Genomic DNA, 26,734 nt, shown 5'->3' on the forward strand with positions numbered 1-26,734 from the left:
TCTGATGCATCTCACCTCGTTCCGCGCGCGCATCTTCCTGCTGGCGGTCATGTTCGCCGTCCTCCTCGTGGGCGCCGTCTCGGTCACGACGTACGTCGTCGTGGCGGAGGGGATGTCCGGAGTGGCGTTCGATACCGTCGCCCAACTCTCCCGGCAGGCTGCCGAGGAAGTCCAGCTCCAGGCGACGAACGCCAAGCTCTCGGCGGCGCAGGAGGGGCTCACGGGCGCCGTGCGGGATCGCGAGGCACGGCGGCGCTTCTTCAGGTCCATCCCGGAGATGTTCGGGACCTCCCGGTACGCGGAAGGCGCGTTCGCCGTCTACGACGAGGGCCTGGTACCGGTCTGGTTCTCGGCGAGCAGGGCGGTCCTGCCTCTGGGTTCGGAACGCGCGGAGACTCTGCGTCGCCACCGCGTCCTCCAGACACGTACACGTGCCGGGAGCGTCCTGTCGGGCATGTTCGGCTCCGCGGATCTGGGGGTGTACGCGGTACACGTCCCTGTCCGGTTCCCGGACGGCAGATACGGCGTCCTCGACGTGATCTACTTCCCGGTCCGCGAAGAGGCCACGATCGACGCCATCCGGCGCCCGATGGCGGCTGTCGCCCTGACCACTATGCTCGCGGCAGTGATGATGATGCAGCTCAGCACGGGCTGGGTCCTCGGGCTCATCGACGATCTCCGCATCGCCGCCGACAGCGTGGACGCAGGTCAGTTGGACGTGCACCTTCCCCAATCGGGCCGGAACGAGATCGGCGAGCTCTCCCGCTCGCTCAACCGGCTCATCGATCGTCTCCGACAACGCGCGGGGGCCCAGACGCGGTTCGTCGCCGACGCGTCCCACGAACTCGCGACACCGGTCGCCGGGATCCGGGGCTACGTGAACATCCTGAGGAAGTGGGCCGCGGACGACCCGGAACTGCGGGCAGAGGCGCTGGACGCGCTCGACCGGGAGTCCGGACGCATGATGAGACTGACCCGAGATCTGCTTGCGGCGATCCGCGGGGAGAGCGGGCCGCCGCCAAGGGCGATACGTTTCGATGTGAACGCGGTGTGCCGTGCCGTGCTGAGTTCGGCCTCCGGCCTCTACTCCGGCAAGGCCCTTGCCATCGGGGGACCGGGCGGGGAACCGCTCGTGCTCATGGGCGATCCCGAACGCATCGAAGAGGCGCTCTCGGTGCTCGTCGACAACGCTTGCAAGTACACCTCGCCCGGCGGCTCGGTGAGCATGACCACCGCGAGGGTCGACGACCGGGTGGTCGTACGGGTATCGGACACCGGCGTCGGCATCCCGCCGGACGACCTGCCCTACATCTTCGAACGCTTCTACCGGAGCGATGCGTCGCGTTCGAAGGACACCGGGGGCTTCGGTCTGGGTCTTGCGATCGCGAAGCTGGCGATAGAGTCGAGTGGCGGGACGATCGAGGTCGTGAGCGCGTTGGACGAGGGGACGACGTTCACCGTCTCGCTCCCGGGGGCCATCGTCTGACCGTCGCCGCGACCGCAGTGACCGCCCGTCGTCATGCATGACCGCTGGTCCGAAGAGGAGACCGCGCGTCGCCTTCCCATCGTCGGCCTGCCGAGAACTGCCGATAAAACATCGAAGTAGTATGTCCGGCGGTTCGAGAGGATCCTGGTGGGCAGCGAAGCGGACGTGGTGAGAGGCACCTTCACCTCAGCGGCGTGGCGGCAGACCGCCGATGCGCTCTTCGAAGCGCTCGGTGTCAGCGTCACAGTGTTGGATCTCGAATCACCCACCATAGGTTACCTCGGCCCCGTCGGCGCCTTCTGCCATCTGCTCGGCGAGGACGGATCGTCGTCGGTCGGTCTCGGCTGCGCCATGGACGTCGTCGGCGTCGACCTCACCCGTACGGGTCGAGTGACCTGCCGCGCGGGACTCCCTGTCATGCTCACGCCGCTCGTGGTCGATGGCCGGGCCGTGTGCCACGTCCGGGTGTGCGGCTTCGTGCACGCTGCGAAGGACCGCCCCGCCCTCGTCCAGCGCATGATCGCTCGCGGGGTGACGCCCGGCGTAGCGCGTTCCGCCGTCAGGTCGGTACCCGTCCTCGGCAAGCGCCGTGTCGACTCCGTCGTGCGTCTCGTGGTGTCGCAGGCGCAGACGATCATCGCGAACGCGCTGTCGGGCGCGGACCGTGATGTGAGGATCCGCGAACTCGAAGCGCTCTTCGCCGCGCGTCGCGACATCGAGAGCGCCAGGCTCGACGTCGAGTCGCTCCCGCGAGTGATGCTGGAGCGCGCCCGGACGCTCGTCGACGCGACGGGTGGCGCTCTCTCGATCGTGCGTCCCGAGACCGGCGAACTGGAGACGGTCGCTGTAACGGGGACTTGGGACCCGGCGAGTCTGGGCGGGCGCGAGGCGCTCGACGAGGGTACGCCGGGGCATGTCGTCTCCACCGGTCGCTCCGTGGTCATCAGCGGCCGGGACGCGGTACCGTCGGCGGCCGGTACGGGTCGCACCGGCTCCGCGATCCATGTCCCGTTGCGCGCCGGGGACCGGGTGGTCGGCGTCCTGAGTCTCGAGGTACCCGCGTCGGCGGGCCCCGTCCGCTCGGGCGACCTCGTGCTCGTGGAGCGGTTCGGCCAATTCGCCGGCGCCGCGATCGACGGTCTCGACACCCAGGTCGAGGGCGGGGGCATGCTCGTCGAACTCATGGAGCTCAACGCCGTGGGCGCGAGCCTAGGGGCGACCATCGACGTGGAGCGCATCGTCTCGCTCCTGTCGAGCGTCGTGGACAACACCTTCGACCGCGACATGAGCGGCATCGTCCTTTTCGGCTGGGGTATCGAGGAGCGTCACGTGAGCCTGCGCCGTCAGGTCACGCAAGGGGACGTCCAGACCGTTCTCGCCGAGGCGCTCTCCGACGCCGCGGCACCCGATGCGGGCGACGTGACATTCCATTCGGCCGGCGGAGGCCTCGTCGAGAGCGAGGAGGCGCAGGGGGACTGGTCGGTGGTCACGGCGGACATCACGGCGAAGGGCATCCTCATCGGACGTCTCTTCATCGCCGACGCCACCGCTGGTTCGTTCGGCTATCGGGACGTGCGACTCCTGACCGGCATCGCTTCGCACGCGTCCGTCGCCCTCGAGAAGGCGTCCCTCTTCCGCCGCATGCGCGACGACATGACGAAGACGATCACCGCGCTGTCGGCGACGCTCGACGTGAACGAGCGCTTCCAGCGCGGGCACTCCGATCGCGTCATGGACTACGCGATGGCGATAGGCGAGGAGCTGGGCCTACCCTACGACGACATCGAGGTCCTGCGTTTCGCCGGTCTGCTCCACGACATCGGGAAGATAGGCGTGAGCGAGGAGATACTCCTCAAGCCGACGCGCCTCACAGACGACGAGATGGCTCACGTCAGGCGTCACGCGGAGATCGGGGCGAGCATCGTCGACCAGATCGAGTTCCTCGGTGCGGTCACGCCAGTCATCATGCACCACCACGAGCGTTGGGACGGGACGGGTTACCCGTCCGGTCTCGCGGGAAGAGCCGTCCCCCTGCTGGCGCGCATCCTCGCAGTCGCCGACTCCTTCGACGCGATAACGTCCGTCCGTACCTTCCGGTCGGCTATGCCCGTCTCGGCTGCCCGCATCGAGCTGGAGGCGGGCGCGGGGACCCAGTTCGACCCCGATGTCGTGCGCGCCTTCCTCGCCGTGCTCGACCATCGGGCCGGAGTCGCCGCGACGGGACTGTTCGCGGACCACGTCCGGGGAGCAGGAGAGGCGCGCGACGGTCACGGACTGCCGTCCTGACCCTTCGTCGGGTGTGCTAGCATACCCGGATGGTCACCACGAGGCATATCGCTCGAGCCGGTCTCATCGCCGCGGTCTACGCCGCCCTCACGCTGCTCGTCCTTCAGTTGCCCGGACAACTCGGATGGGGACCGGTCCAGTTCCGCGCGAGTGAGGCGGTCACCGTCATCGCGGTGCTCACCCCTTCGGCCGTCCCCGGCCTCTGGCTCGGCGCGGTCGCCGCGAACGCCTTCATGTTCACGCAGGTGGGCCCGGTCGCCCTACTCGACGTGGTCTTCGGCTCGCTGGGCACTCTCGCCGGCGCCGCGTGGACCTGGCGCTTCCGCCGCCGCCGGGCGCTCGCGCTAGCGGGGCCGGTCGTCGCGAACGCCCTCATCGTTCCGGCATACCTGCCGTTCCTCCTTCGGGGCCTGGGCTTCTACACGCTGCCGTTCGTCGGGACGAGCATCGAGGGCAGCTGGCCCGCGATGTACGCATTCGGCGTGATCGCGGTCGGCATCGGGGAGGCCGCCGTGGTCTACGGGCTCGGATGGCCGCTGCTCGTCGCGCTCGACAGGCTGGGGATCGGCCGTCTGCTGGGAGACGAGGCCGGGTCCGCCTCCCCGGGGAATGAACGGGGAGGGGGAGGCGACCATGCGCGAGGCGCTGCTTTGGACGAGTGAAGGCGAGCGGATCCGCTGTCTGCTCTGTCCCCACGCGTGCAGGATAGCCGACGGCTCACGGGGAGTCTGCGGGGTGCGGGAGAACCGGGACGGCGTCCTGTGGGCGCTCACGTACGGCAAGGTCTCGTCGGTCGCGGTCGACCCCATCGAGAAGAAGCCGGTCTTCCACTTCCATCCGGGCACGTCCGCCCTCTCGCTCGGCAGCGTCGGTTGCACGATGCGCTGCCTGCACTGTCAGAACTGGAGCATCAGCCGGGCGACGCCGGGCGATGCCGGCCGCGCCGGAGAACTCGAAGACCTCCCCGTCGCGGAGGTGGTGCCGCTCGCGCTCCGTCACGGCTGCCGGGGTGTGGCCTTCACGTACAACGAGCCCGTCATCTGGGCGGAGTACGTGCTCGACGTGTCGCGAGAGTGCAAGGATGCGGGTCTCTACACGGTCATGGTGACGAACGGCTATGTGACCGAGGCGGGCCTCGACCTGTTCGGCTCGGCGATCGACGTCTGGCGCGTCGACGTCAAGGGCATCAGCGACGCCACCTACCGGAAGTTGTGCAAGGTGCCCTCGCCGAAGCCCGTCTTCGAGATGGCCGAGCGCGCGAAGTCCGTCTGGGGCATGCACGTCGAGGTCGTGACGAACGTCGTCCCCACGATCAACGACGACGAGGAGACCCTACGCTCGATCGCGGCTTGGATCCACGACCGTCTCGGGCCCGGTACTCCGTGGCACGTCACGCGGTTCTTCCCATACCTGGAGCTGTCGCATCTCGAACCGACGCCGCCCAAGACGCTGCGGCGCGCGCGGGAGATCGGACGGGAGGAAGGGTTGGACTTCGTCTACCTGGGCAACGTCTCGGAGCCGGGCGGCGAGGACACTGTCTGCCCGGGATGCGGCGCCGTGGCGTTGAGGCGTGACGGGTATCGCGTGGAGGATGCGGCCGTGACCGGCGGAGCGTGCTCGGGATGCGGGCGCGGGCTCGGGATCGAAGGGTGACCCCGACGCCGCTGCGGTATGATGTTGAGGCGCTCGCGGCTCCCGGAATGGCCGCGACGACGCCGACGGAGGACGGACGCCCTTGAGTAGCCCCTGCGTGATCATCCCGACGTTCTGGACGAAGGTGCGCGGACGTCCCGCGCCCAACGCCATCACCTACGACCACCCTACCCCGGTGGACGGCAAGAGCACGCTATCCGACTGCCTCCGTTCTCTCGACGGCGTTCGAGGACTCGACAAGGTGGTCGTCATCGTCGCGGCGACCGAGGCTTCCGTCGAGCACGAGGCTGAGGATCGCGTGCGGGACATCCTCGCGGATTTCCCCGGCATCGACTCCCTGCTTTTCGGGCCCGCCGAGCTCGGCTCACTCCATCGCCGACTCGAACAACTCGAGTTCTCCGACATGCTGTCGGGGCTCGGTCTCGCGGGCTACGGCGCGGTGCGCGACGTCGGGTTGCTCGTGGCGGCGGTCCTCGGCTCGGAGGGCGTCGTCTTCGTCGACGACGACCAGATCGTCATCGACGAGTCGTTCCTGGCGCACGCGATGGCGGGGCTGGGCAGCCGCGACGAGGCCGGCCGGCCGATACTGGCGAAGAGCGGGTACTACGTGGACTCGGAGGGGCAGTACCAGCGTCACGACGAACCCCACTGGGCCGACATGTTCTGGCGTCAGGCGGACGCGCTCAACGGCGCGCTCGCCGTCGTCGCTTCGCCTCCGCGCATCAAGCCCAGCACGGTCGCGTTCGGCGGCTGCCTCGCGCTCCACCGCGACATGTACTGCAATGTCTCGTTCGACCCGTGGGTCCAGCGGGGGGAGGACGTCGACTACGTCATCAACGCGCGCATGCACGGCGCGGACGTCTTCCTCGACGGGGACTGGGCCATCATCCACCAGCCCCCGGACCGCCCCAGCGAGGCCGCGGCGTTCAGGCGCGACGTCTATCGGTTCATCTACGCGCACCGTAAGATCGAGTTCGCGAAATCCCAGGTCGACCTGCGGCCCGTATCGGCCGAGTCGCTCGAGCCGTACCCCGGGGAGTTCATGGGCTCGTCGGTGGTGTGGCGATCCGTCGCCACGGCGCTGATGCGCGCCATCTCCGGGCAGGAGCCCAGGGAGTACCTGCGCATCGCGCGGGAAGCTCTCGCCGACGCGAGTGCGTACGCCCGTGCGAACTGCGACAACTACTTCTCCTTCCAGCGGCGCTGGCCCATCATGATGGATCGCTTGTGGGAGGACGTGGCGCTCAAGTCGCTCTTCACCGGCGAACGGCGCATGGACCGCACGGCGATCACCGGTCGCTTCCCGCCGGTCAGGGGTCACTGAGCCGCGTGGGCGGGATCTGGCCGGCGGTCGCCGTCGGCTTCGTCTCCGGGGTCCTCTCTGGGGCGTTCGGTGTCGGAGGCGGACTCGTCACGACGCCCGCCGTCCGTCTCCTCCTGCTGCGTCCCGCACTCGTCGCGGTGGGAACGCCGCTGCCGGTGATCATCCCAGGCGCGCTCGTCGGCGCTCTCACGCACGCCCGCCACGGGAACGCTGACGTCCGCCTCGGTCTTGCCTTGGGGATGTGGGGCGTGGGAGGGTCTCTCGTGGGCGCCTGGTGCTCCTCTCTCGTAGGCGGCAGGGCGGTCATGCTCGTGACGGCCGTGTTCGTCGCCTGGGTGGCGCTCGACATCGCGCGCGGCGACTCTCGCGCGCGAGTGGTCGAGGGAGTCCCCCAGGGAGAGACGCCCCCGGGACATCTCGGCATCGCCGCGCTAGGCATGCTCGCCGGACTCTACTCGGGCTTCCTCGGTCTAGGCGGAGGGTTCGTCATCGTACCGGGGCTCACCCGATGGTTCGGCGTCCCGATGAAGCGAGCCGTCGGCACGAGCCTTGTGACCGTGGCGGTCCTCGCGGTGCCGGGCACGATCGCGCACCAGCTGCTGGGCCACATCGACGGCCGGCTCGCGCTCCAGCTCGCGGCGGGGGTCGTTCCCGGCGCGCTGCTCGGCGCGCGGCTCACCCTGGCCGCTCGGGAACGCTCGGTCCGGTCGGGTTTCGGCGTCATGATGTTCGCGACAGCCTTGTGGCTCGCGTTCGGAGAGCTCTCGGCGGGAGCTAGGTGAGCGCATCGATGAGACCGGCCTCCGACGAGGATCTGCCGGCCGTCTGGAACGCGGCGCGCACCGCGCGTATCTTCCCGGACTCGGCCGCGTTCGAGACCTTCCGCGGCGAGGCGCCTTGGCGCGTCCGCGTCAACTCCCGCGGGGAGGCCGCCGTCGTCGAGCGCTGGCGCGACCACCTGGACCTGCTGGCCATCCGGGGTCTGTGGTGTTCTCCACGTCGGGTCGCCGTCGCCGTCGAGGACCTGCGGGCGGTGGCGCGCGCCCAGGGCCTCGGGCGGCTCCTGGGGCCCCTGCTCTGTGAGGACGCGGCGCGGCCGTATCTCGCGGCGGGGATGCGGGTCGCTCAGCGGACGATCACCCTGCGTCTCGACAGGCCTGGGCGCCACAAGCCCGGACTCTCGATGCCGGAGGGCGTCGGTCTCCGGCTCGGCACGGCGGCGGACCTGCCGGACCTGCTCGATCTCGACACTTCGTGCTTCGACCTGTTCTGGCGCTACGACGCCGTGCATCTGATGCGCTACGTCGCGGAGGAGCGGCTCGCCCTGGCTGAGAGCGCCAGCGGGCTCATCGGCTATACTCTGTGCACCGTCACGGCCGACGAGGGTATGGTCAACCGTCTCGCCGTCCGTCCGGACGCGCGCAACCGCGGGGTGGGGCGCGCGCTTCTCAGTGACGCGATAGCGTACTCGGCCCGAGCGGGGGCGGTCTCCGTGATGTTGTGCACGCAGACGGACAACGCGGCTTCGCGCCGTCTGTACGCCGCCGCCGGCTTCCGCGAGATGGCCGGCCGGATGGTCTTCCCCATCGATGAAGGTCCGGGGCCGGGATGATCGTCGGACGGCTCGAGCGGATCCGTGCCGCGCTCCCTTCCCGCAGTGTCTTCGTCGACCTGACGCTCGTCGGCGCCACCACCGTCATCGGCCTCGTCGCGCTGGCCTCGCTCGTCGTGGAGGTGCCGCGCTACGCCGTCGTCGCGGCGGTCGTCGGACTCCTCGTCGTGGCCGCCGGCACCCTCGTCGCCCGTTTCGCCTCGCGTCCCGACCATCTGCGCGCGATGCAGTCGGAGCAGATCCTCCGCATCGCGACCCAGAGCCTGGCGCACTTGAGGAAGGGCCTCGACGAAGAGACGGCAGGCGCCGTATGCCGTCTCGCGTATCTGGAGAGTGAGGCGGACGCCGTCGCGATCACCGACACGGAGAGGGTGCTCGGTTTCGCGGGGATCGGCGAGGACCATCACACCATCGGTGGGCCGATCCTCACGAGGGCGACGAGGGAGGCGCTCGAGCACAACGAGCACCGCATACTCTCTTCGAAGGAGGAGATCGGCTGCCCCAGGAGGGACTGCATGCTGGCGGCGGCGATCGTGGTGCCGCTCGAGATGCGCGGCAGGCCCGCGGGCACCCTCAAGTTCTACTACACCACCCCGCGCCTGCTCAACGAGACGCAGGTCACGATGGTGGAGGGTCTCGCCTACCTTCTCTCGACGCAACTCGAGCTCTCCGAGCTCGAGCGGCAGACCGAGCTTGCGTGCCGAATGGAGCTCAAGGCCCTTCAGGCGCAGATAAACCCGCACTTCCTCTTCAACACGATCAACACGATCGCCATGCTCATCCGCACGGACCCGGCCGAGGCGCGGCATCTGCTCCGGGAGTTCGCGACGTTCTATCGCCGCACGCTGGAGGCGGGTGACGAGATGGTGACCCTTGCCCGAGAGCTCGAGTACACGCGCTCCTATCTCGGCTTCGAGCGTGCGCGGTTCGGCGACCGCATCCGCGTCGTCGAGGATGTCGCCGAAGACACGCTGCCCGTCCTCGTGCCCGCGTTCGCGCTACAGCCTGTGGTGGAGAATGCGCTGCAGCACGGGATGCCGCCGGAGGGATCGTTGCTGATACGCATCAGCGCCTCGCGCAGAGGCGAGCTTCTCACGCTCGGCGTGGCCGACGATGGTCTCGGGATCCCGGAGGAGCGCCTGCCCCACGTGCTCGAACCCGGCTACGGCAAGGGACTTGGCATCGCCCTCAAGAACGTGGACGATAGATTGCGCGGCCACTTCGGGCCGGGCAGCGGGATCAGCGTCGCCAGCGTGTTCGGCGGCGGCACCACGGTGACCCTCTCAATCGTCTTGGGCCCGGCGACCGCGAGTGAGGCATGAGATGCTGAAGGCCCTCATCGTCGACGACGAAGCTCCGGCTCGCAGCGAGCTGCGTTTCCTTCTGGGCGAGGCGGGCGGCGCGGGGGTCGAAGGCGAGGCGGCCAGCGCCGTGGAGGCGCTGCGGCTCATCAAGGCGACGGCCTTCGACGTCATCTTCCTCGATATCGACATGCCGGGGCTCTCGGGCATGCAGCTCGCCGAGGTCCTCGCGGGCCTCGACCGTCCTCCGGCGGTCGTCTTCGTCACCGCGTACAGCGAGCACGCGGTCAGGGCCTTCGAGGTCGCGGCGGTCGACTACCTCATGAAGCCGGTGGACGTCGGGAGGCTGCGCCAGGCGCTGGAGCGGCTTGCGCCTTCCGAAGAAGCCTCTCAGCGCGTGATCGACCGCGTCCCCGTCGAGAAAGGCGGGCGCAAGTTGTTGCTCGACGTCGGCGACATCGACTACGTCATGGCGCGCGACGACTACTCATACGTCTTCACGGAAGAGGGGCGCTACCTTTCCACCCTGTCGCTGGCGCAGCTCGAGACCCGGCTCGAATCGCGGGGGTTCTTCCGTGCGCACAGGCGCTATCTGGTCAACCTGTCGCGGGTCCGGGAGGTCGTGCCGATGTACGGGGGGACGCTCCTGCTGACGCTGAAGGACACCGCGGCGACGCAGGTGCCGGCTTCCCGCAGGCGCGTCCCGGCCCTGAAGCGGGCCCTCGGTCTCTGATGGCCGGACCGGCCCTGCGCGTGGGTATCGTCTCCGACACGCACGGTTCGCTCTCTCGGGAAGCGAGCGCTCGGCTCGCGGGAGTCGACCACATCCTGCATGCCGGCGATGTCGGCTCGGCCGCGGTGCTCGGTGAGCTCGAGGCGATCGCTCCGACGACGGCCGTGCGGGGCAACATGGACGCCGGTCCCGTGGTGGGCGCGCTTCCGGCTGTCGCGGACGTCACGCTGGGCGGGGTGCGCTTCCTGGTCGGGCACGTCCGCGGCCGGCTGACCGCACGTGGCGCGCCGGACGGAGTGCGCGTCGTCGTCACCGGGCACACGCACGTCGCGGAGATCGAGTCCGCGCACGGCGTGATCTTCGTGAACCCCGGCTCGGCGAGCCGGCCCCCCGACGACGCGCTGCCGACGATCGCGCTCGCTCTCGTCGAGGACGGCGACGTGACCGTCAGGATCGTGACGGTCTGATCGTTCGAGCCGCCTCGGTGAGCGCGCGGGAGAAGCCGGCGACGTTCTCGGCGTCGGCGTCCTGGAGGTCGAAGCGCGCCACCCTTCGCCCGAGCGATGCGAGCGTCGCGAGATCGCCGTCCGCCTGCGCCCCAAAAAGCGCGCGCAAGCCCCATCCGCGGCCTGGGACGGGGACGTCGGTGGCGTCGCGCGTCGTCAGGACGATGAAGACCCCTTCGTCGGGGCCGCCCTTGTGCAGCTGACCGGTGGAGTGGAGGTAGCGCGGGCCCACCTCGAGGCATGTCGCCACGCCGAGAGAGGCGCCGGCGGCGGACAACGAGTCGCGCAACGGGGCGAGCAGATGGTCGTCATCCGGCAGGTAGGCGAGGACGGCGAGGTAGTCCCCCGGCCGGACCGCGGCGAGCACCGGGCGCAGCGCGCTCGCGGGATCGCCGGCGGCGGTCGCCGGCGCGACGAGAGTCCCCGCCAGGATCGCCTCGGTCGCGGACTTGGCGCGTGCGACATCCGGCTGGTCGAACGGGTCGATCCCCATGAGGTGTCCCACGAGCGCGGTCGCGTACTCCCATCGCACGAACTCGGCCGCGAGGTCGAGAGGGGAGTCGAGCGCGAGGTCGAGCACGGGGGTGCCGGGCGGTAGCGCCGCCGTCCAGGCGGTGATGGCGGTGTCCCGAGTCGAGCGGACGAGCACGGCAGCGGCGTCCGAGGCCACGCCAGCCGGCGTCCCTCGCGGTCCGGCGAGGATCGGGACGACGCCAGCGCCTCCCTTTCCGGTGGACTCGGCGAGCAACTGCTCGGCCCAGAGCCCGAAGGCGGCGAACTCGGCGGAGCACGCGATCGTGAGCTTGTCCCTGCCTGACGCCAGAGCGTCGCCGATGAAGGCGGCGAGCTCGGCGGCGGGCCCGCCGGATGCGGCGCACGCCTTCTCCATCGCTTCCGCGCGCGAGAGGAGCGCGGGCAGGTCGGCACCGATCAGCGCGGCCGGCGCCAGGCCGAAGACCGTCAGCGCGGAGAACCGTCCGCCGACGTCGGGCGGAGCCGGCAACGACATCGCGAAGCCTTCGTCGCGCGCCAGCGAGACGAGAGGCGAGCCGGGGTCGGTGATCGCGACGAAGCGCCCGCCCGCCTCGCGTCTGCCGAGCGCCTCGTCGGCCCACGCGCGCAGGATGGCGTAGAGGGAGAGCGGCTCGATCGTCGTCCCCGACTTGCTCGAGACGATGACGAGCGCGCGTCGAGGGTCGAGACGGTCGAGCGCGTCGCGGACCGAGCGGGGAGACGTCGTGTCGAGAACGGTCAGCCGCGCGGCGCCGGGCGCGGTGCCCAGGACCCGCGAGAGCACGAGCGGGGCGAGCGACGAGCCGCCCATGCCGAGCAGGACGACGTCGGAGACGTCGAGACCGCGGGCGTGGTCGACGAGCGCGGCGAGCTCCGGCAGGAGCCGTGCCGCGTCGGTGGCGAGGCGCGTCCAGCCGAGGCGTTCGCGAACGCGCGCGGCTCCTGCCGCGTCGGCGGCCCAGAGCGCCGGGTCGCGGCGCGCGAGCCGGGCCGCGGCGTCGGAGGCGAGCAGGCGTGCGGCGGCGTCCATCGGGGTCTCCTCTCGGTACATGTCGATGTTACCCGTCCTCGGGTCGTGTGTGGTCGAAGGCCATCGCCGGCGCTTCGACGGAGGAGACCGGCGCCAGGCGAGCGACGAGCAGGCCGCCCGCCACGACGAGCGCACCGCCCGTGACGGTCGCGGCGGTCAGCGGCTCTCCGAGGAAGAGCGACGCGAAGAGCACGGCGCTGACGGGCTCGGCGTACGTGAGTATCGCGGCGCGGTCCGTGCGCACCCGGCGGAGCCCGCCGAGGAAGACGATTCCCGCGAAGGCCGTCTGCACGAGCCCGAGGACGGCCAGCGCCGCGAACGCGCGGCCGTTCGAGGGTCCCTGCCCGCGCAGCGAGAGGACGACCACGAACGGCAGCAGGAGGGTGGCCGCCACCCCGTACTCGACGAGCATGAGAGTCGAGCCCGAGACGCCGCGCAGGATGCGCTTGCTGCGCAGGAGCAGCGTCGCGTACGTCAGCGACGAGCAGAAGGCGAAGACGGCCCCCAGCATCTCGCGCCTCGTGCCCACGCCGAGGCCCTGCGGCGCGAGGATGACGACGATGCCGCCGAGCGAGAGCGCGAGCGGCACGGCGATCCGGCGGTCGAAACGCTCGCCGGTGACGAACGGGGCGAGTGCCGCGACGAAGACGGGTCCGGTGTAGCCGAGCAACTCGGCGGTCGCGACGTTCGTCATGTCGAGAGCCGAGAAGAAGAGGAACCAGTTGAGCGTCAGTATCGCGCCCTGCCCCACGATCTGGGCGAGCTTGCGACGCGGGAGACGCGCGACCTCGTCGAGCCGCTTCGTGACGGCCATCCACGCAAGGACCGCGACGGCTGCGAAGACGACCCTGTAGAAGACCTTGACGACCGAGGCGCCGTCCGCGGCTCTCAGCATCAGCGGGATGGTGCCCCATACGACACCAGCGAAAGCGATGCGTGCCAGGCCGGAGGCGCTGTCGCGCCGGGATTCGGGTTCGGTCATACGGCCAGCGTAGCAGACCGTCCGGCGTCAGCAGATGCGCGGGAGCTGCTCCCCGACGAGCATGTCCATGATCCGCGTCGCCCCGAAGGTCGTGCGCACGTAGACCCTGCGAGGCGGCTCGGCCGCGACCTCGCCGACGATGGATGCTTCCTCGCCATAGGGGGCCGAGCGCATCGCCAGGAGTGCGGCCTCGGCCTCGTCGGACGGCACGACGGCGACCATCTTCCCTTCGTTCGCGACCTGGAAGACGTCGTATCCGAGCATCTCGCACGCTCCACGCACCTGCGGGCGCACGGGCACCGCCGTCTCGTCGACGGTGATCGAGACGCCCGAGGCGCTCGCGAGCTCGTTGAGCGTGGACGCGAGGCCTCCCCGCGTCGGGTCGCGGAAGCAGCGCACGTTCGGCGCCGCGTCGATCACGGCGGCGACGAGGCGGTTGAGCGGCGCCGCGTCGGAGACGATGTCGGTCTCGAACGAAAGCCCCTCGCGTGTGGAGATGACGGCGATGCCGTGGTCGCCGAGCGTGCCGGAGAGGAGGACTGCGTCGCCCGGACGGCAGTGGCTCCCCGACAGATCGCGTCCCTCGGGAAGGGCGCCGACGCCCGCGGTGTTGATGTAGCAGCCGTCGCCGTGACCCTTCTGGACGACCTTCGTGTCGCCGGTGACGATGCGCACGCCCGCCTCGCTCGCCGCTTCGGCCATCGAGACCAGGATGCGTCGCAGGTCGTCTACGGGCAGACCTTCCTCGAGGACGAAGCCGACCGAGAGGTAGAGAGGGACGGCTCCCGCGGTCGCGATATCGTTGACGGTGCCGCACACCGCGAGGCGTCCGATGTCGCCTCCGGGGAAGAAGAGCGGGTCGACGACGTACGTGTCGGTCGAGAAGGCGATGCTCGTCCCCGGCATCTCGAGGGAGGCTGCGTCGTCCATGCGAGCGAGGATGTCGTCCCCGAATCCGCGCATGAAGACGTCCTGGATCAGGTCGCGCATCATCGTGCCGCCGCTGCCGTGAGCGAGAAGGATGCGGTCGCCCGCCATATCAGGCCTTCCCGAAGTCGGTGTAGCGGTAGTAGGCGGCGCACGAGCCCTCCGAGGAGACCATGCACGGACCGATGGGGTGCTCCGGTGTGCAGGACTTCGCGAAGAGACGGCAATCGAACGGCAGCGTGATGCCGCGCAGGACCTCGCCGCACTGACAGCCCTTGATCTCCCGCGGCTCGGGCGGCGTCACGTCGAAGCGGCGGGTCGCGTCGAGGTCCGCGAACGCCTCGCGCACGGCGAGGCCGGTGCCCGGTATGACGCCGATGCCCCTCCACTCCGCGTCGCAGGGTTCGAAGACGGTCTCCATCTTGGCGACGGCTGCCCTGTTGCCCTCCGGCGAGACGCCTCGCGTGTAGGCGATCTCGACCTCGGCGCGGCCGTCACGGATCTGGGTCGCCAGCATGAGGACGCCCTGGAGCACGTCGATCGGCTCGAAGCCGGTGATGACGCTCGGAACGCCGAACTCCTGCGCGAGGAACCGGTACGGCTCGATGCCGATTATGGTCGAGACGTGACCCGGCAGGATGAAGCCGTTGACGGCGACGTCGGGGTCGTTGACGAGCGCGCGCAGCGCTTCGGGGACGGTCTTGTGCATCGGCAGCACCGACCAGTTCGTCAGGCCACGCCGGCGTGCCTCCTCGATCGTGAGCGCGACAGTAGGGGCGGTGGTCTCGAAACCGACTCCGAGGAAGACCACCTGGCGCTCAGGCTCGCGTTCCGCGAGGTCGAGCGAGCCGAGCGGCGAGTAGACGACGCGGATGTCGCGTCCGTCGGCCTTCTCGCTCGAGAGCGAGGCGTAGCTGCCGGGGACCTTCATCATGTCGCCGAAGGTGGTGAGGATGACGCCCGGCTGGCGGCCGACCTCGATGGCGAGGTCGATGTCGCGGTTGGCGGTCACGCAGACGGGACACCCGGGTCCGGACATGAGCGTCACGGTCGGTGGCATGACGCCGCGCAGGCCGTGCTTCGCGATCGCCACGGTGTGGGTCCCGCAGACCTCCATGAGCTTCGCGGGCACCGTCGCCGTCTCCGCAAGGGCGCGGATCAACCCCCGGGCGATGTCGGGGTCACGGAAGCCGGCCGTGACGTCCATCCGGTCTCAGACCTCTGCTTCGAGGATGTCGAGATCCTTCAACATCTGCAGCGTCTCGGTGGCGTATTCCTCGTCGACGACCTGGATCGCGAACCCCGCATGCACGAGCACGTGGTCGCCCGCGTGCGCTTCGGGCACGAGGCCCAGGCTCACGTGGCGCACGACGCCCATGATGTCGACGGCGGCCATGTCGTTCTCGTTGATCGAGACTATCTTCGCTGGTATGGCTAGACACATGTGGTGGTGTCCTCCTCGAAGGCGGCGGCGCTACCGGACCGTATGGCGTCCGGCCCAAGCCGCTACGGCCTGGCCGAACGATATCCCGCCGTCGTTGGCGGGAAGTCTTACGTGCGTCAGAGGGACGAGGCCTGACTCGGCCACTCCCCGTAGTGCGTCACCGAGGACTAGGCGGTTCATGAAGACCCCCCCGGCGAGAGCGACATGGCGCACGTCGGCATGCTCGGCCGCAAGGCCAGCGACCCTGATGATAACCTCCGCGACCGCGCGATGGAAGCGAGCCGACACCGTGGAAGGCAGCACGCCATGTGCCATGTCGTCGAGGAGTGCCGACACCACCGGACGCGGATCGATGACGACCGGCCCGTCCCCTTCGAGTCCGAACCGGTATGCTCCTTCTGCGGAGGTGTCGGCGAGGGCCTCGAGCTCGATCGCGGCCTGGCCCTCGTAGAGCGCGTCGTCGCGCACGCCTGCGAGCGCCGCCACCGCATCGAAGAGGCGTCCCATCGACGATGTCGGCGGGGAGTTCACGCCCCTCTCGATCATGCGCAGCAGCGTGGCCTCCTCGTTCTCGGCGAGGCGCGAACGCAGCGCGTCCGCTCCGGGATGGTCGAGCAGGCCTTCGCCGAGCCCCGCGAGCAGCCCGATCGCCATGCGCGCGGGCCGACGGACCGCGGCGGCACCGCCGACGAGCGGGACCTCGGCGAGATGCGCGAAGCGTTCGAAGGAGTCCCACCGGCTGAGCAGCACCTCGCCTCCCCAGATGTGACCGTCGGTCCCGTAGCCCGTGCCGTCGAACGCCACCCCGACGACGAGGTCGCTCACGCCGTGTTCGGCGGTGACGCTCACGATGTGCGCGTGATGATGCTGCACGCCTACGAGCGGCAGGCCGAGCGTCCGTGCGAGCTTCGTCGAGAGATACTCGGGGTGGAGGTCGTGGGCGACGAGCGCCGGCTGCACCCGGAAGAGCCGCTCGTAGAGCAGGAGCGTGCGCTCGAAGTGCGCGAGGGTCTCGGCGTCCTCGAGGTCGCCGATGTGCTGCGAGACGAACGCGTGACCGCCCTTCAGCAGCGCGAAGGTGTGCTTCTGCTCGGGGCCCGCGCCGAGGATGTCGATGTCGGTCTCGAACGGCAGGGCCAGCGGGAAGGGCGCATAGCCGCGGGCTCTGCGGACGGGCTCGACCGAACCGGCGACGACGCGCACGACCGAGTCGTCGTAGCGCGAGCGGATGCCGCGATCGTGGAGGAGGAACGCGTCCGCGATGTCCGCAAGCCGGACGAGCGCCTCGGCGTTCTCCATCGCGATCGGTTCGTCGGAGAGGTTCCCCGAGGTCATCACGAGCGGCCGGCCGAGGTCGGTCAGGAGGACGTGATGCAGGGGCGTGTACGGCAGCACCGCCCCGATCTCCCGCAGCCCCGGCGCCACCGACGGCGCGATCGCCCCGGGAGCGATTCTCGCTCCGGGGGCGGAGGACTCCGACGGGCGATTCGGAGCGCAGGTCGAGACCGAAGGGCTCGGCCGTAGCGCGGAGCTCGCCCGGAGGGGTGCCTCCGCCCCCGGGGCTCCGTGCTCGAGCAGGCGCAGCAGGACGATCGGGCGGACGGGGCCGCTCAGGAGCGATTCCTCTTCGCGGCCGAGCTCGCACGTGCCGGCTATCGACGTGAGGTCGGGGAACATCACCGCGAGCGGCTTGCCCCAGCGCCGCTTCCGCTCTCTCAGGCGAGCGACGGCGGTCTCGTTCGTCGCGTCGCACGCGAGGTGGAAGCCGCCGAGGCCCTTGATCGCGAGGATGTGCCCATCGAGAAGGAGGCGCTCGGCCGCACCGAGGATGGCCTCCGTGCGTACACGTTCGGCGGCGGGGTCGCGGTGCGGCCGGGGCGAGGTCTCCACCATAGGCGACCATCCGGCGTCCTCGGGAAGCGGCGTGGACGCCGTCGTGCCGGTGACGTTGAGATAGAGGCGGGGCCCACACACCGGGCAGGCGTCGGGTTGAGCGTGGAAGCGCCGGTCCGAAGGGTCGCCGTATTCGGCTGCGCACTCGGGGCACATCGCGAAATCGCGCATCGTCGTGAGCGGGCGGTCGTAGGGCACGTCGTCGATGATGGTGAAGCGCGGCCCGCAGTTCGTGCAGTTGATGAAGGGGTAGCGGAACCGGCGGTCGGCGGGGTCGGCCAGCTCGGCGATGCAGGCGCCGCACGTCGCGATGTCCGGCGAGACGAGCGTCATGGCGCCGTCCTCGGCCTCGGAAGCGACTATGCGGAAGCCGTCCGCGCCTTCCGGCTCCGTCTCGCGAACGGTCACCGACTGCACGACCGCCATGACGGGGGCCTGCGTCTCGACCGCGCGAGGGAACGACGCGACGGCGTCGCCTTCTCCCTCGACATGGACCCACACGCCGTCGGATGCGTTGCGGACCCACCCGGAGAGCCCCATCGAGCGCGCGAGGTTGTAGACGAACGGACGGAACCCGACGCCCTGCACCACACCGGTCACGTGCAGTGAGAGCGCCTCTGACACGGTCAGGCCTTGGAGGGCGCTGTGCGGCGGCGGTATCCGTCGGCGACGAAGCGGTTGTTGATGAGCACGAAGAGCTTGTACGCCTGGTCGAGCAGGTCCATCGCCTCGACGGCCATGTGCTCGTCGAGCGACTCCTGCGGGCCGTTGAACGGCGAGTCGTGGATGAAGGCGTTGCGGCACTCGCGCATGTCTCTCCAGCGCCTGGGGAATTCGCGGTAACCGAGCTCGGCCGCCGCGTCCTCGAACTCCTCACCGGTCAGCTGCGGGAAGATCTTGCCGATGCGCATCCCGATGGCTCGTTGCCCGTCCATGAGCGCGCGGCGCACGTCCATGTCCGCGCCGTGCGCCTCGAGGATGCGGTCGAGGATGTCCTCGAGGATCGCCTCGAGGAACGCGGCGGCGAGGATGACGACGACCTCGGACTCCCCCTGGGCGTGATAGGAGCGGATGCGCCGGTCGAGGCGGCGGACGCGCTCGGTCGGGAACGTCCTGCGCTTGCCGCCCTTCGAGCCGCAGTGCGGGCACGCGCTCTCCGAGTCCGCGAAACGCTGGTCGCCGGAGAGGAAGCCGCATGCCGGGCACTCGTGGTAGGCGGGGGTGTCGCCGGTGGGGGTGGCGAAGACGGTGTGGTGCTTCTTCATGGCCGGATTGTACCAGGCGCCGCGCAGGGGCGGCCGGCGCGCGCCGAGGGCGGGGTCTCGAGCCCGTGCGCGAAGAGCAGCGCCTCGTCGGAGAGGACGTCCTTGCACGGTCCGTCGGCCGCCACGCGTCCGGCGTCGAGGATGACCGCTCTCTCGCACAACTCCCATGCGAGATCCATGTCGTGCGTCGCGACGAGTCGAGTCACCCGCAGCGATGTGATGAGGGCGATCATGTCGCGGCGAGCACGCGGGTCGAGGTTGCTCGTCGGCTCGTCGAGCACGAGCAGGGAGGGGTCCATCGCCAACACCGTCGCCAGGGCGATGCGCTTGCGCTGACCGAAGCTCAGGTGCTGGGCCGGTCGGCTCGCCTGGTCGGCCAGGCCGACGGCATGCAGCGCTTCGTGTGCGCGCCGATCGGCCTCGTCGGGCGGAAGGCCCATGTTGAGCGGCCCGAACGCGACGTCGTCGTAGACGCTCGTCATGAAGAGCTGGTCGTCGGGATCCTGGAAGACGAGCCCCACGCGGAGCCGCACCTCGCGCACGGTCGCGTCCTCGATCCCGACGCCGTCGACCGCCACCGTCCCGCTACTCGGTCGCAACACGCCGTTCGCGTGCAGCATGAGCGTCGACTTCCCCGCTCCGTTCGGCCCGAGCAGCGCGACGGACTCGCCCGCGAGCACCGACAGGTCGATCCCGTCGAGCGCGAGGGTCCCGTCCGGATAGCGGTGGCTGAGTCCGATGAGCTCGAGCGCGGGGATCTGCATCTCGTGTGTCCTTCAGTAGAGGGCGACGGCGGTGGCGGTCATGGCGACGAGCGCGAGCAGCAGGATGTCCCCGGCGCCGAAGCGCAGGGTCTCGGCGGTCGGCAGCGTGCCGTCGAAGCCGCGCGACAGCATGGCGGCATGTACGCGCTCGCCGCGGTCGTACGCGCGGACGAACAGGTTCCCCGCGAGGTTGCCGTAGAGGCGCCACCGGCCCAATCGGCCCATCGTCGGCGCCCTGCTGTCCAGCGCGATCCGCAACGAGCGCAACTGCGCCCGGAAGATGTCCACGTAGCGCGAGAGGAAGGAGAACAGAGTGATGAAGATGTCGGGCACGCGCAGCGCCTCGAGCCCGCGGATGAGCCTCGGCACCGGGGTCGTCGCCGACAGGACCACGGTAGCGAGCGCGCAGAGCCACGCCTTGGAGAGGATGGCCCACGCCGCGATCCAGCCGCCGCCGGCGTACGCGCCCGCGATACCGCCGACGGAGAGGGAGCCGCCGCTGTGTGTCACCGGCGCGAAGGCCGCGATCGTCCCCGCCACGGGCAGCACGACGCACGCGCGCGCGAACAGCGTCGCGATAGGCAGCCGCGAGATGGCCGCGACCGCCGCGAACATGACGACGAGGAGCGCGAACTCGAACGGGCGCACCGGCGGGGTGAGCACGATGGCAAGGATCAGGACGATGGTCGCGACGGTCTTCGACCGGGGGTCGAGGTCGTGGACGGGCGACACGAGATAGGTGAGCTGCTCGAAGCCGGTACCGTGGCGGTGCTCGTGCGCGGATCCGGCGTGGTGGTGCGGATGCCGGTGCACCGCGCTCGCGTGCTCGTGCTCGTGGCGGTGGATCCCGGGCGCGCCCGTCATGAGACGGCCCTCCGACGTCTGAAGGCCTGCAGCGCCGTGTACGTCAGGAGTCCGGTGACCGTAAGGCCGACGAGGCCGGCGAGGATCCCGGCCAACGCGTCGCCGGTGATGCCGGGTATCGTGTAGCCGGCCAGCGGACTCTCCGTCCAGAGCGGCTCGGCACGCTGCAGGAACGACAGTTCCGCCGCGACGCGCTCGAGGCCGTCGGGCCGGCGGTACGCGAGGAAGGACAGGGCGGCTGCGGCGAGGGCGGTCGCGCCGAGCGAGCCCGCGAGCCCGCGCGCGCTCATGGTCCGGGCGTCGCCCCGCACCAGGTCGGGGCGCACGGCGAGCACGTACGCGACGAGGCCGGCGGTGACGAACCCCTCGCCGATCCCGATGATCGCGTGCCAGAATCCCATCGCGCCGAGCACCGGCAGCAGCGGCGCTGCGCCCGATGCCCACACCAGCATCGCGGCGCTCAGCGAAGCGGCGACACACGCCGTCCACGCTGCGATGAAGGCCCCCGCGGTACGTCCCCCCCGCGTGTCGCTGACGCGCACCGCGAGGCTGTAGACCCACCACCCGACGAATGGGGCGACTATCGCCATGTCCAGGACGTTCGCCGCGAGAGCGGTCACTCCGCCGTCGGCGAAGAAGAACGCCTGGACGAAGAGGACGGCGGTCACGACGAGGACCGCCGGCCAAGGCCCGAGCAGGATCGCCGCGAGCGCGCCTCCCGCGAAGTGGCCGGACGTGCCGCCCGCCACGGGGAAGTTGAGCATCTGGAGGGCGAACACGAGCGCGGCCATCACCGACATGAGCACGAGGCGGCCGTCGGTCATCCTTCGGCGGACATCGCGGACCGCCCAGGCGAGCGCCGGGACGGCCGCGGCCCACGTGGACGCGACCGTCTTCGTGTCGAGCATCCCGTCGGGGATATGCATGGACGGCCGCCCTTCTCCGAAGTCAGAGGTGCGAGCCGGTGGTGGTCGTCACGAGCTTCCCGTGCTTGACGCCCTTCGTGCCGAGCAGCGTGTCCGCGATGGCCCGCACGCCGGCGCTCGCGCCGCGCACGACGATGACCTCCAGGCAGTTGTGCGCGTCGAGGTGCACGTGCATCGCCGACACGATCTCGTCGTGGTGTGCGTGCTGGACGGCGTCGAGCTTCTCCGACAGGTCGGATGCGTGATGGTCGAAGACCATGGTGATGGTGCCGACTATCTCCTGGTCGGAAGACTCCCACTCGGCGTCGACGAGCGCGTCGCGCACGAGGTCGCGCACGGCCTCAGAGCGGTTGGCCGCCGTTCCGCGCCGCTCGACGAGTCCGTCGAAGCGGGCGAGCAGCGTCTCGTCCATGGCGACCCCGAACCGTGCGAGTCTTCCCATCGTCGCGCTCCCTCGTGTCGGTAACACGAATGGGAGAAGCGTAGCACGCGAGATGGGACCGCGCTAGACGAGTTCGACGGTCACGCCCGCGTCGCCGCCGTCGCCCTCGAGCGCCTCGACGGCGGTCTCGAGGCGGTCGCGCGCCTCGCCGAGCATGACCGTCACCTGCGCGACGGCCGCGCTCGCGTCGTGCGCATGGCCGTGGTCGGCGAGGTGATGGAGCTGCTCGAGCCATTGCTGGGCGAGGCCGAGCAGGTCGTCCACCTGCGAGACGGCGAGCTTGAGCTGACCCGTGTTGACGCCGTGCTCACACATGGGTGCCTCCTAGCCGATCCACTGGGCGAGGTCGTCGAGGAGCCGCTTCTTGGGCATGGCGCCGACGATCTTCTTCACGACCTGTCCGTCCTTGAACAGCAGCAGCGACGGGATCGAGAGGATGTCGAAGCGCGCCGCTACCGCTGGGTTCTCGTCGACGTTGAGCTTCGCGACCACGAGCTTGCCGGCCTGCTCGGTCGCGAGCTCCTCGAGCACGGGCTCCATCATGCGGCACGGGCCGCACCACGGCGCCCAGAAGTCGAGGAGCACGGGGAGCGTGCTCTTGAGGACCGAGTCCTCGAAGCCGGCGTCGGTGACGTGCGTGACGTTCTCGCCCATCCTCGGGCTCCTTTCGTCAGACGGGGCAGACCCGCTCATCGATATGGCGCAGCGCCTCGAACGCCGCGGAGGCGCCCTTCGCCGCCGCGGTCACGACCTGCTTGAGGTCGGAGTCGGTGACGTCGCCCGCGGCGAAGAGGCCCGGTTGCGACGTGAGTCCGTTGCAGTCGACCTTGACGAACCCGCCGTCGTCGACGTCGCAGATGTCCCGGACGAGCTCGCTCGCCGGGTGTATGCCGACGAAGATGAAGACGCCCTCGAGCGGCAGGACCTCGTCGGGCTCGCCCTTCGTCGAGGTGAGCCTCACGCCGGTCACCTTCCCGCCTTCCCCGAGGATCTCGACGACCCTGCGGCTGAAGTGGGGCTCGATGCGTTCGTTCGCGAAGCACCTCTCCTGGATGCACTTCGTCGCGCGCAATTCGTCGCGGCGATGCACGAGGTGGACACGGCTGGCGAACTTGGTGAGGAACATCGCCTCTTCCACCGCGGCGTCACCGCCGCCCACGACAGCGACGGCCTTCTCCTTGAACAGCGCGCCGTCGCACGTGGCGCACCATGACACGCCTCGGCCGGTGTGCTCGGCCTCGCCAGGCACGCCGAGCTTGCGCGGTACGGCCCCGGTCGAGAGGATGACCGTCTTCGCGACGACGTCCTGTGCGTCGTCGAGCGTGAGGCGGAAATCGAGCCCCTCGGGGCGGATCGACGTCACGGTCGCGAAGGTGCGCAGATCGCAGCCGAACCGCACGGCCTGGTCCCGCATGAGCTCGCCGAGCTCGGACCCCTGTACGCCTTCGGGGAACCCGGGGTAGTTCTCCACCACGTCGGTCGTCACGATCTGGCCGCCGGGCAGGCCGGTCTCGAAGACGACGGTGCTCGCCCGCGCCCGCGCGGCGTAGAGCCCCGCGGTGAGGCCGGCGGGACCCCCGCCGACGATGGCGATGTCGATGTGCTCGGTCACGATGTCGTCTCCACGCTGCTGGGGACGCGCAGCTTCTGGCCGGCCGCCGCGGCGTCCTTCTCGACCTGCGCCAGGCTCGTCGCCGCGTCTCGGTGCACCTGCTGCGCGTGGACGTCGCCCCCTCTGGTCAGCTCCAGGACCTTCTCGAACTGGGCGGCGGCGGCGATGTAGTCCTGTCTGCCCCGCCAGTAGAACACGCCGAGGTTGAAGTTCGCCTGCACCTGGTTCGGATCGGACTTCAGCACCCTCGAGGTCTCCTGGATCGCGCGGTCCGTCTGACCCCCGTAGAAGTACGACGCCGCCAGGTCGGTGCGCACGCTCACGTCGTTCGGACGCATCTCCAGCACCCGCTCGTAGTGCTTGATCGCGAGCTGCGAGTAGTTGGGATCGCCGCTCTGAAGCCGCAGCTCGTAGTAGAGGTTCGCCAGGTCGAGACGGGTGTCGACGTCTCGCTCGTTGCGTTCGAGGGTGACGAGGTAGTCGAGGATCCTCTGCTGGCTCGGCGACAGCTGGTCGCGGAACTCGGACGGGACCCCGATCGAGACGCTGCCGCCGCCGAGGTTGGGGCTTCGCACCGCGAGCACTAGGATCGCGGCGAAGACGGCGAGCGCGACCGAGAGGATGCCGAGCGGGATGCGGTAGCGCTGGAAGGGCCGGATGATGTAGCGGCGCCCGAAGCTGCCCTCGACGCCGTCCATGTGCCTCTGGACGTGCACGTCGTAGGTCTGCGCCTTGAGGAGCATGTTGAGGTCGTTCGTGACGAGCGTCAGGTCGTCGCAACCTTCGTGACAGACCTGGAGAGCGACGGCGAGGATGCGGTCGTCGGAGTTGCGCGACGAGAGGCCCTCGGGCATGTCCGTGTCGGTCTCGAGTGGGACGACGCGCAGGCGCCCTCCGTCGGGCAGGTCGACCCCTCCGATGAGGCTTCCCTGCTCGGAGAGCTCGAAGAGCATGCGGCTGACCTCGCGGCCCCGGAAGCGAAGGTCGGGGTCGACGCGGGACGTCTTGAGCTTGTCGAGCTCGGAAAGGACCGTCTCCGGGATGATGACCTCGGCGTCCGGGAACGTGAGCAGCGCGCCGGGATCGGCGAGCAGGACGTTCGTGTCGAGGACCACGGTGCGCATACGACCTCGCTCGATTCCGTGCGGCGCCCCGGGCGGGCTCCGGCTTCTCGGTAGCCATTCTAGTCGAAGGGCGCGACGCCGTCCGCGTCCCTTGCGAAGCGTACGAGGTTCGTTCCCTCAGCCGTGCCCGTTCTGACGGCCGCGGCCGTTGCGAGTGGCCTCGGTGCGCTCCGCCGCGCTCACCCGGCGCCGGATGAAGACGAGCATGCCCACGAGGACGAGGACCACGCTGCCGAGCAGGACGAGCCGGTCCATGTACGACGCGCGCACCGTCACCGTCGTCTGAGCGACCGGGACGTCTCCCGCGAGTACCGTGACGTCTAACGTTTGGGAGATCGCCTCCCTCAGGTCGACGGGGACGGTGACGTACGTCTCGTCGGGCTGGAGGACGACGCTCTCGGTGGTCGTCCGTCCTAGAGAGGGAGTCCGGGGCGCGACCCGCAAGGTCACGACCAGCAAGCGTCCCGAGCCGTTCCGCACGACCACCGGCAGTCTGCCGCGACGCCCGGACAGGGTCACGTCCTGGGCCTGCACCGAGATCCCCGACAGGATCGTGCGCGCGGTCCGCGAGGCGGCGGAGGCGAAGGCTCGCCCGCGGTCGGCGAGACTCCAACTCTCGTCCGGCCCCGCCCAGCAGCGGCTCTCCGCCAGGAGCAGCGCGATGCGGGCCGCTTCGGCGTCCGCGTCCCCGGGTCCCGCCGCCGCTTCGAGCGCGCGCGCCAGGCGGCGCGATACAGCGACCTCCTGCCAGTACCCCGCAGGCGCGGGGCGGCCTTCGCGCACGCTCGTGGGCAGCGACAGCGTGCCGAGGCTGGGGAGTCTCGCCGCCTCGCTGACCGTCACGAGCCGCACCCAGGGGACTCGCGAGCATGCGAACAGCGCCGCGCGCACGGCGGTGGCGTCGGCGGTCATCCCGGGTCCGAGGGTCACGATCGCCACGACCGGGCCGCTCGTATCTCCCGAGACGGCGAGGTGGAAGACGCGATCGGCAAGCCAGGAGCCACCTCCCGCGAGCGCTCGCGAGGCGGCCGGATCGATGACGAGCGCGGTGAGGGTCGACTCGCGGACGCGCCATGCCCCGGAGGCGGGCGTCCCCTCGACGGAACGGGACCCTTCGGGGCGGACCAGGACGGTGTTGATGCCCGCCGCGGCGAGCGCGGGCACGGCGGCGCGCGGCACGCCGTCCCCGAGGACGGCGGTCCCGGCCGAAGGCGTGGCGCGCAGCGAGGCCAGGGTCGCGGAGACTCCCTGCGCGTACTGGGCCGTCAGATCGGGCAGCGCGCCGATGGTCTGGAGCCCACCGAGGTCCGGATCGGAGTACGGCACGTCGAGCAGCTCCGCGCGGCGGGTCACGAGCGTGCGCCGGAGCGACTCGAGGAGGCGGGCGTAGGAGAGCGGCACCGGCTCCGACTCCCTCACCTCGCCCACGCCCTCCGGTCCCGTGGTGTGGTAGCCGGAGGCCACGCGCGCCCATTCGTCGAGGAGCGCGGGCGGCGCGGCGAGCGATACCCGCGCTCCCGTGATCCGTGCCAGCGCGTCGGTGAGAGCGAAGGCTTCGTCCCGCCCCCGCGTCGTGAGGCCCGGGTCGGTCACGAAGCGGCCGGCGGCGTCGAATCCGGGAGAGGAAGAGAACCGCACGACGACGGCGAGAGGCATCACCGGTCCGCCGGGGTCGTACACGAGAAGCCGCCCGACGGTCTGTGTCGGCTCCATGCCGGTCGCGCGGACGCGGATCTCGAGCGGGTATCGGCCGGGACGCACTTCGAGGTCGGCCAGCGATCGGGCGAAAGCCACCGACAGCGTGCCCGGCTCGACGTTCGCGCGGACCTCGGTCTTCTGGTAGATGAGGTGGCCCGACGGGCGACGCACGCGAAGTCGGACCTCGACGTAGGGGGTCAGCGTCGCGACTCGCGCGGAGACGTCGAGGGCCATGGTATCGGTCGAGCTGACGTACGGCACCGGCTGCCGGATGGCGACGCGCGTGAGCGGCGCCGTTGTGGAAAAGGGCGCCGCGGGGGCGTGGGGTGGCGTGGTGAGGGCGACCAGC

General features: G+C 70.2%; 26 protein-coding genes. 10 read left to right on the top strand and 16 right to left on the bottom strand.

From position 1 onward, the window contains the following. Positions 1-4 precede the first annotated feature (4 nt). The 10 genes from WC971_03565 (at position 5) to WC971_03610 (ending at position 10,862) form a co-directional block, all read left to right on the top strand. Positions 5-1,486: a HAMP domain-containing sensor histidine kinase gene (locus WC971_03565; GenBank protein MFA5843889.1), complete on the top strand. Its 1,482-nt coding sequence runs from the start codon at positions 5-7 to the stop codon at positions 1,484-1,486. Between the two features lie 147 nt (positions 1,487-1,633). After that, positions 1,634-3,772, top strand: a complete 2,139-nt coding sequence (locus tag WC971_03570; GenBank protein MFA5843890.1) for an HD domain-containing phosphohydrolase — start codon at positions 1,634-1,636, stop codon at positions 3,770-3,772. Positions 3,773-3,801: 29 nt separating this feature from the next. Then, positions 3,802-4,434 (top strand): QueT transporter family protein, encoded by a 633-nt coding sequence (locus WC971_03575; GenBank protein MFA5843891.1) that lies wholly within the window; start codon positions 3,802-3,804, stop codon positions 4,432-4,434. Next, the gene (gene amrS, locus WC971_03580; protein MFA5843892.1) at positions 4,406-5,425 is read left to right on the top strand and encodes an AmmeMemoRadiSam system radical SAM enzyme; all 1,020 of its coding nucleotides are present in this window, start codon (positions 4,406-4,408) and stop codon (positions 5,423-5,425) included. Before WC971_03575 ends, amrS begins: the two co-directional genes overlap by 29 nt. Before the next feature lie 82 nt (positions 5,426-5,507). Then, positions 5,508-6,749, top strand: a complete 1,242-nt coding sequence (locus tag WC971_03585) for a hypothetical protein (protein ID MFA5843893.1) — start codon at positions 5,508-5,510, stop codon at positions 6,747-6,749. 5 nt (positions 6,750-6,754) lie between these two features. After that, positions 6,755-7,531 (top strand): sulfite exporter TauE/SafE family protein, encoded by a 777-nt coding sequence (locus tag WC971_03590; protein MFA5843894.1) that lies wholly within the window; start codon positions 6,755-6,757, stop codon positions 7,529-7,531. Further along, positions 7,528-8,361, top strand: coding sequence for a GNAT family N-acetyltransferase (locus WC971_03595; GenBank protein MFA5843895.1), 834 nt, complete (start codon positions 7,528-7,530; stop codon positions 8,359-8,361). The genes WC971_03590 and WC971_03595 overlap by 4 nt, the downstream gene beginning before the upstream one ends. Next, positions 8,358-9,683, top strand: coding sequence for a histidine kinase (locus tag WC971_03600; protein MFA5843896.1), 1,326 nt, complete (start codon positions 8,358-8,360; stop codon positions 9,681-9,683). The genes WC971_03595 and WC971_03600 overlap by 4 nt, the downstream gene beginning before the upstream one ends. 1 nt (position 9,684) lies before the next feature. Continuing rightward, positions 9,685-10,395, top strand: a complete 711-nt coding sequence (locus tag WC971_03605) for a LytTR family DNA-binding domain-containing protein (protein ID MFA5843897.1) — start codon at positions 9,685-9,687, stop codon at positions 10,393-10,395. After that, the gene (locus WC971_03610) at positions 10,395-10,862 is read left to right on the top strand and encodes a metallophosphoesterase family protein (protein MFA5843898.1); all 468 of its coding nucleotides are present in this window, start codon (positions 10,395-10,397) and stop codon (positions 10,860-10,862) included. The genes WC971_03605 and WC971_03610 overlap by 1 nt, the downstream gene beginning before the upstream one ends. On the opposite strand, the gene WC971_03615 is transcribed toward WC971_03610, so the two are convergent. The 16 genes from WC971_03615 to WC971_03690 all read right to left on the bottom strand — a co-directional run bounded on the left by WC971_03615 (position 10,843) and on the right by WC971_03690 (position 26,646). Then, positions 10,843-12,444, bottom strand: coding sequence for a glucose-6-phosphate isomerase (locus tag WC971_03615; GenBank protein ID MFA5843899.1), 1,602 nt, complete (start codon positions 12,442-12,444; stop codon positions 10,843-10,845). The two genes, WC971_03610 and WC971_03615, sit on opposite strands and share 20 nt — an antisense overlap. 28 nt (positions 12,445-12,472) lie before the next feature. Continuing rightward, positions 12,473-13,426: a DMT family transporter gene (locus tag WC971_03620; GenBank protein MFA5843900.1), complete on the bottom strand. Its 954-nt coding sequence runs from the start codon at positions 13,424-13,426 to the stop codon at positions 12,473-12,475. A 27-nt stretch (positions 13,427-13,453) separates the two neighbouring features. Continuing rightward, positions 13,454-14,464 (bottom strand): hydrogenase expression/formation protein HypE, encoded by a 1,011-nt coding sequence (gene hypE / locus WC971_03625; GenBank protein MFA5843901.1) that lies wholly within the window; start codon positions 14,462-14,464, stop codon positions 13,454-13,456. A 1-nt stretch (position 14,465) separates the two neighbouring features. Beyond that, the gene (hypD, locus tag WC971_03630; GenBank protein ID MFA5843902.1) at positions 14,466-15,560 is read right to left on the bottom strand and encodes a hydrogenase formation protein HypD; all 1,095 of its coding nucleotides are present in this window, start codon (positions 15,558-15,560) and stop codon (positions 14,466-14,468) included. A gap of 6 nt (positions 15,561-15,566) precedes the next feature. Then, positions 15,567-15,797 (bottom strand): HypC/HybG/HupF family hydrogenase formation chaperone, encoded by a 231-nt coding sequence (locus WC971_03635; GenBank protein MFA5843903.1) that lies wholly within the window; start codon positions 15,795-15,797, stop codon positions 15,567-15,569. 30 nt (positions 15,798-15,827) lie between these two features. Next, entirely contained in the window at positions 15,828-18,314 is a 2,487-nt protein-coding gene (locus WC971_03640) for a carbamoyltransferase HypF (GenBank protein MFA5843904.1), read from the bottom strand. Between the two features lie 2 nt (positions 18,315-18,316). After that, positions 18,317-18,955 (bottom strand): hypothetical protein, encoded by a 639-nt coding sequence (locus tag WC971_03645; GenBank protein MFA5843905.1) that lies wholly within the window; start codon positions 18,953-18,955, stop codon positions 18,317-18,319. Further along, positions 18,952-19,719 carry an ABC transporter ATP-binding protein gene (locus WC971_03650; GenBank protein MFA5843906.1) on the bottom strand — a complete coding sequence of 256 codons (768 nt, stop codon included), beginning with the start codon at positions 19,717-19,719 and terminating at the stop codon, positions 18,952-18,954. The genes WC971_03645 and WC971_03650 overlap by 4 nt, the downstream gene beginning before the upstream one ends. Before the next feature lie 12 nt (positions 19,720-19,731). Then, the gene (cbiQ, locus tag WC971_03655) at positions 19,732-20,583 is read right to left on the bottom strand and encodes a cobalt ECF transporter T component CbiQ (GenBank protein MFA5843907.1); all 852 of its coding nucleotides are present in this window, start codon (positions 20,581-20,583) and stop codon (positions 19,732-19,734) included. After that, the gene (locus WC971_03660; protein MFA5843908.1) at positions 20,580-21,509 is read right to left on the bottom strand and encodes an energy-coupling factor ABC transporter permease; all 930 of its coding nucleotides are present in this window, start codon (positions 21,507-21,509) and stop codon (positions 20,580-20,582) included. Before WC971_03660 ends, cbiQ begins: the two co-directional genes overlap by 4 nt. 22 nt (positions 21,510-21,531) lie before the next feature. Continuing rightward, a complete protein-coding gene (gene nikR, locus WC971_03665) occupies positions 21,532-21,951 on the bottom strand; it encodes a nickel-responsive transcriptional regulator NikR (protein MFA5843909.1) in 420 nt (139 codons plus the stop codon). 63 nt (positions 21,952-22,014) lie between these two features. Beyond that, positions 22,015-22,266, bottom strand: coding sequence for a dynein gamma chain protein (locus WC971_03670; protein MFA5843910.1), 252 nt, complete (start codon positions 22,264-22,266; stop codon positions 22,015-22,017). A gap of 9 nt (positions 22,267-22,275) precedes the next feature. Beyond that, positions 22,276-22,605 carry a thioredoxin gene (gene trxA / locus WC971_03675; GenBank protein ID MFA5843911.1) on the bottom strand — a complete coding sequence of 110 codons (330 nt, stop codon included), beginning with the start codon at positions 22,603-22,605 and terminating at the stop codon, positions 22,276-22,278. Between the two features lie 16 nt (positions 22,606-22,621). Further along, positions 22,622-23,563, bottom strand: coding sequence for a thioredoxin-disulfide reductase (gene trxB, locus WC971_03680; protein ID MFA5843912.1), 942 nt, complete (start codon positions 23,561-23,563; stop codon positions 22,622-22,624). Then, complete coding sequence (locus tag WC971_03685; protein MFA5843913.1) at positions 23,560-24,687, bottom strand: PIN domain-containing protein; 1,128 nt, start codon at positions 24,685-24,687, stop codon at positions 23,560-23,562. Before WC971_03685 ends, trxB begins: the two co-directional genes overlap by 4 nt. A 117-nt stretch (positions 24,688-24,804) precedes the next feature. After that, positions 24,805-26,646 (bottom strand): hypothetical protein, encoded by a 1,842-nt coding sequence (locus WC971_03690; GenBank protein ID MFA5843914.1) that lies wholly within the window; start codon positions 26,644-26,646, stop codon positions 24,805-24,807. Positions 26,647-26,734: the final 88 nt, after the last annotated feature.

This window comes from Coriobacteriia bacterium, from assembly GCA_041658765.1.
In the GTDB taxonomy this organism is placed as follows: domain Bacteria; phylum Actinomycetota; class Coriobacteriia; order Anaerosomatales; family JBAZZO01; genus JBAZZO01.

Coding starts and splice junctions, on each gene's coding strand:
- WC971_03565 (MFA5843889.1), top strand. CDS start 5: ATGCATCTCACCTCGTTCCGCGCGCGCATCTTCCTGCTGGCGGTCATG.
- WC971_03575 (MFA5843891.1), top strand. CDS start 3,802: ATGGTCACCACGAGGCATATCGCTCGAGCCGGTCTCATCGCCGCGGTC.
- amrS (MFA5843892.1), top strand. CDS start 4,406: ATGCGCGAGGCGCTGCTTTGGACGAGTGAAGGCGAGCGGATCCGCTGT.
- WC971_03600 (MFA5843896.1), top strand. CDS start 8,358: ATGATCGTCGGACGGCTCGAGCGGATCCGTGCCGCGCTCCCTTCCCGC.
- WC971_03605 (MFA5843897.1), top strand. CDS start 9,685: ATGCTGAAGGCCCTCATCGTCGACGACGAAGCTCCGGCTCGCAGCGAG.
- WC971_03610 (MFA5843898.1), top strand. CDS start 10,395: ATGGCCGGACCGGCCCTGCGCGTGGGTATCGTCTCCGACACGCACGGT.
- WC971_03615 (MFA5843899.1), bottom strand. CDS start 12,444: ATGGACGCCGCCGCACGCCTGCTCGCCTCCGACGCCGCGGCCCGGCTC.
- WC971_03620 (MFA5843900.1), bottom strand. CDS start 13,426: ATGACCGAACCCGAATCCCGGCGCGACAGCGCCTCCGGCCTGGCACGC.
- hypE (MFA5843901.1), bottom strand. CDS start 14,464: ATGGCGGGCGACCGCATCCTTCTCGCTCACGGCAGCGGCGGCACGATG.
- hypD (MFA5843902.1), bottom strand. CDS start 15,560: ATGGACGTCACGGCCGGCTTCCGTGACCCCGACATCGCCCGGGGGTTG.
- WC971_03635 (MFA5843903.1), bottom strand. CDS start 15,797: ATGTGTCTAGCCATACCAGCGAAGATAGTCTCGATCAACGAGAACGAC.
- WC971_03645 (MFA5843905.1), bottom strand. CDS start 18,955: ATGAAGAAGCACCACACCGTCTTCGCCACCCCCACCGGCGACACCCCC.
- WC971_03650 (MFA5843906.1), bottom strand. CDS start 19,719: ATGCAGATCCCCGCGCTCGAGCTCATCGGACTCAGCCACCGCTATCCG.
- cbiQ (MFA5843907.1), bottom strand. CDS start 20,583: ATGACGGGCGCGCCCGGGATCCACCGCCACGAGCACGAGCACGCGAGC.
- WC971_03660 (MFA5843908.1), bottom strand. CDS start 21,509: ATGCATATCCCCGACGGGATGCTCGACACGAAGACGGTCGCGTCCACG.
- nikR (MFA5843909.1), bottom strand. CDS start 21,951: ATGGGAAGACTCGCACGGTTCGGGGTCGCCATGGACGAGACGCTGCTC.
- WC971_03670 (MFA5843910.1), bottom strand. CDS start 22,266: ATGTGTGAGCACGGCGTCAACACGGGTCAGCTCAAGCTCGCCGTCTCG.
- trxA (MFA5843911.1), bottom strand. CDS start 22,605: ATGGGCGAGAACGTCACGCACGTCACCGACGCCGGCTTCGAGGACTCG.
- WC971_03685 (MFA5843913.1), bottom strand. CDS start 24,687: ATGCGCACCGTGGTCCTCGACACGAACGTCCTGCTCGCCGATCCCGGC.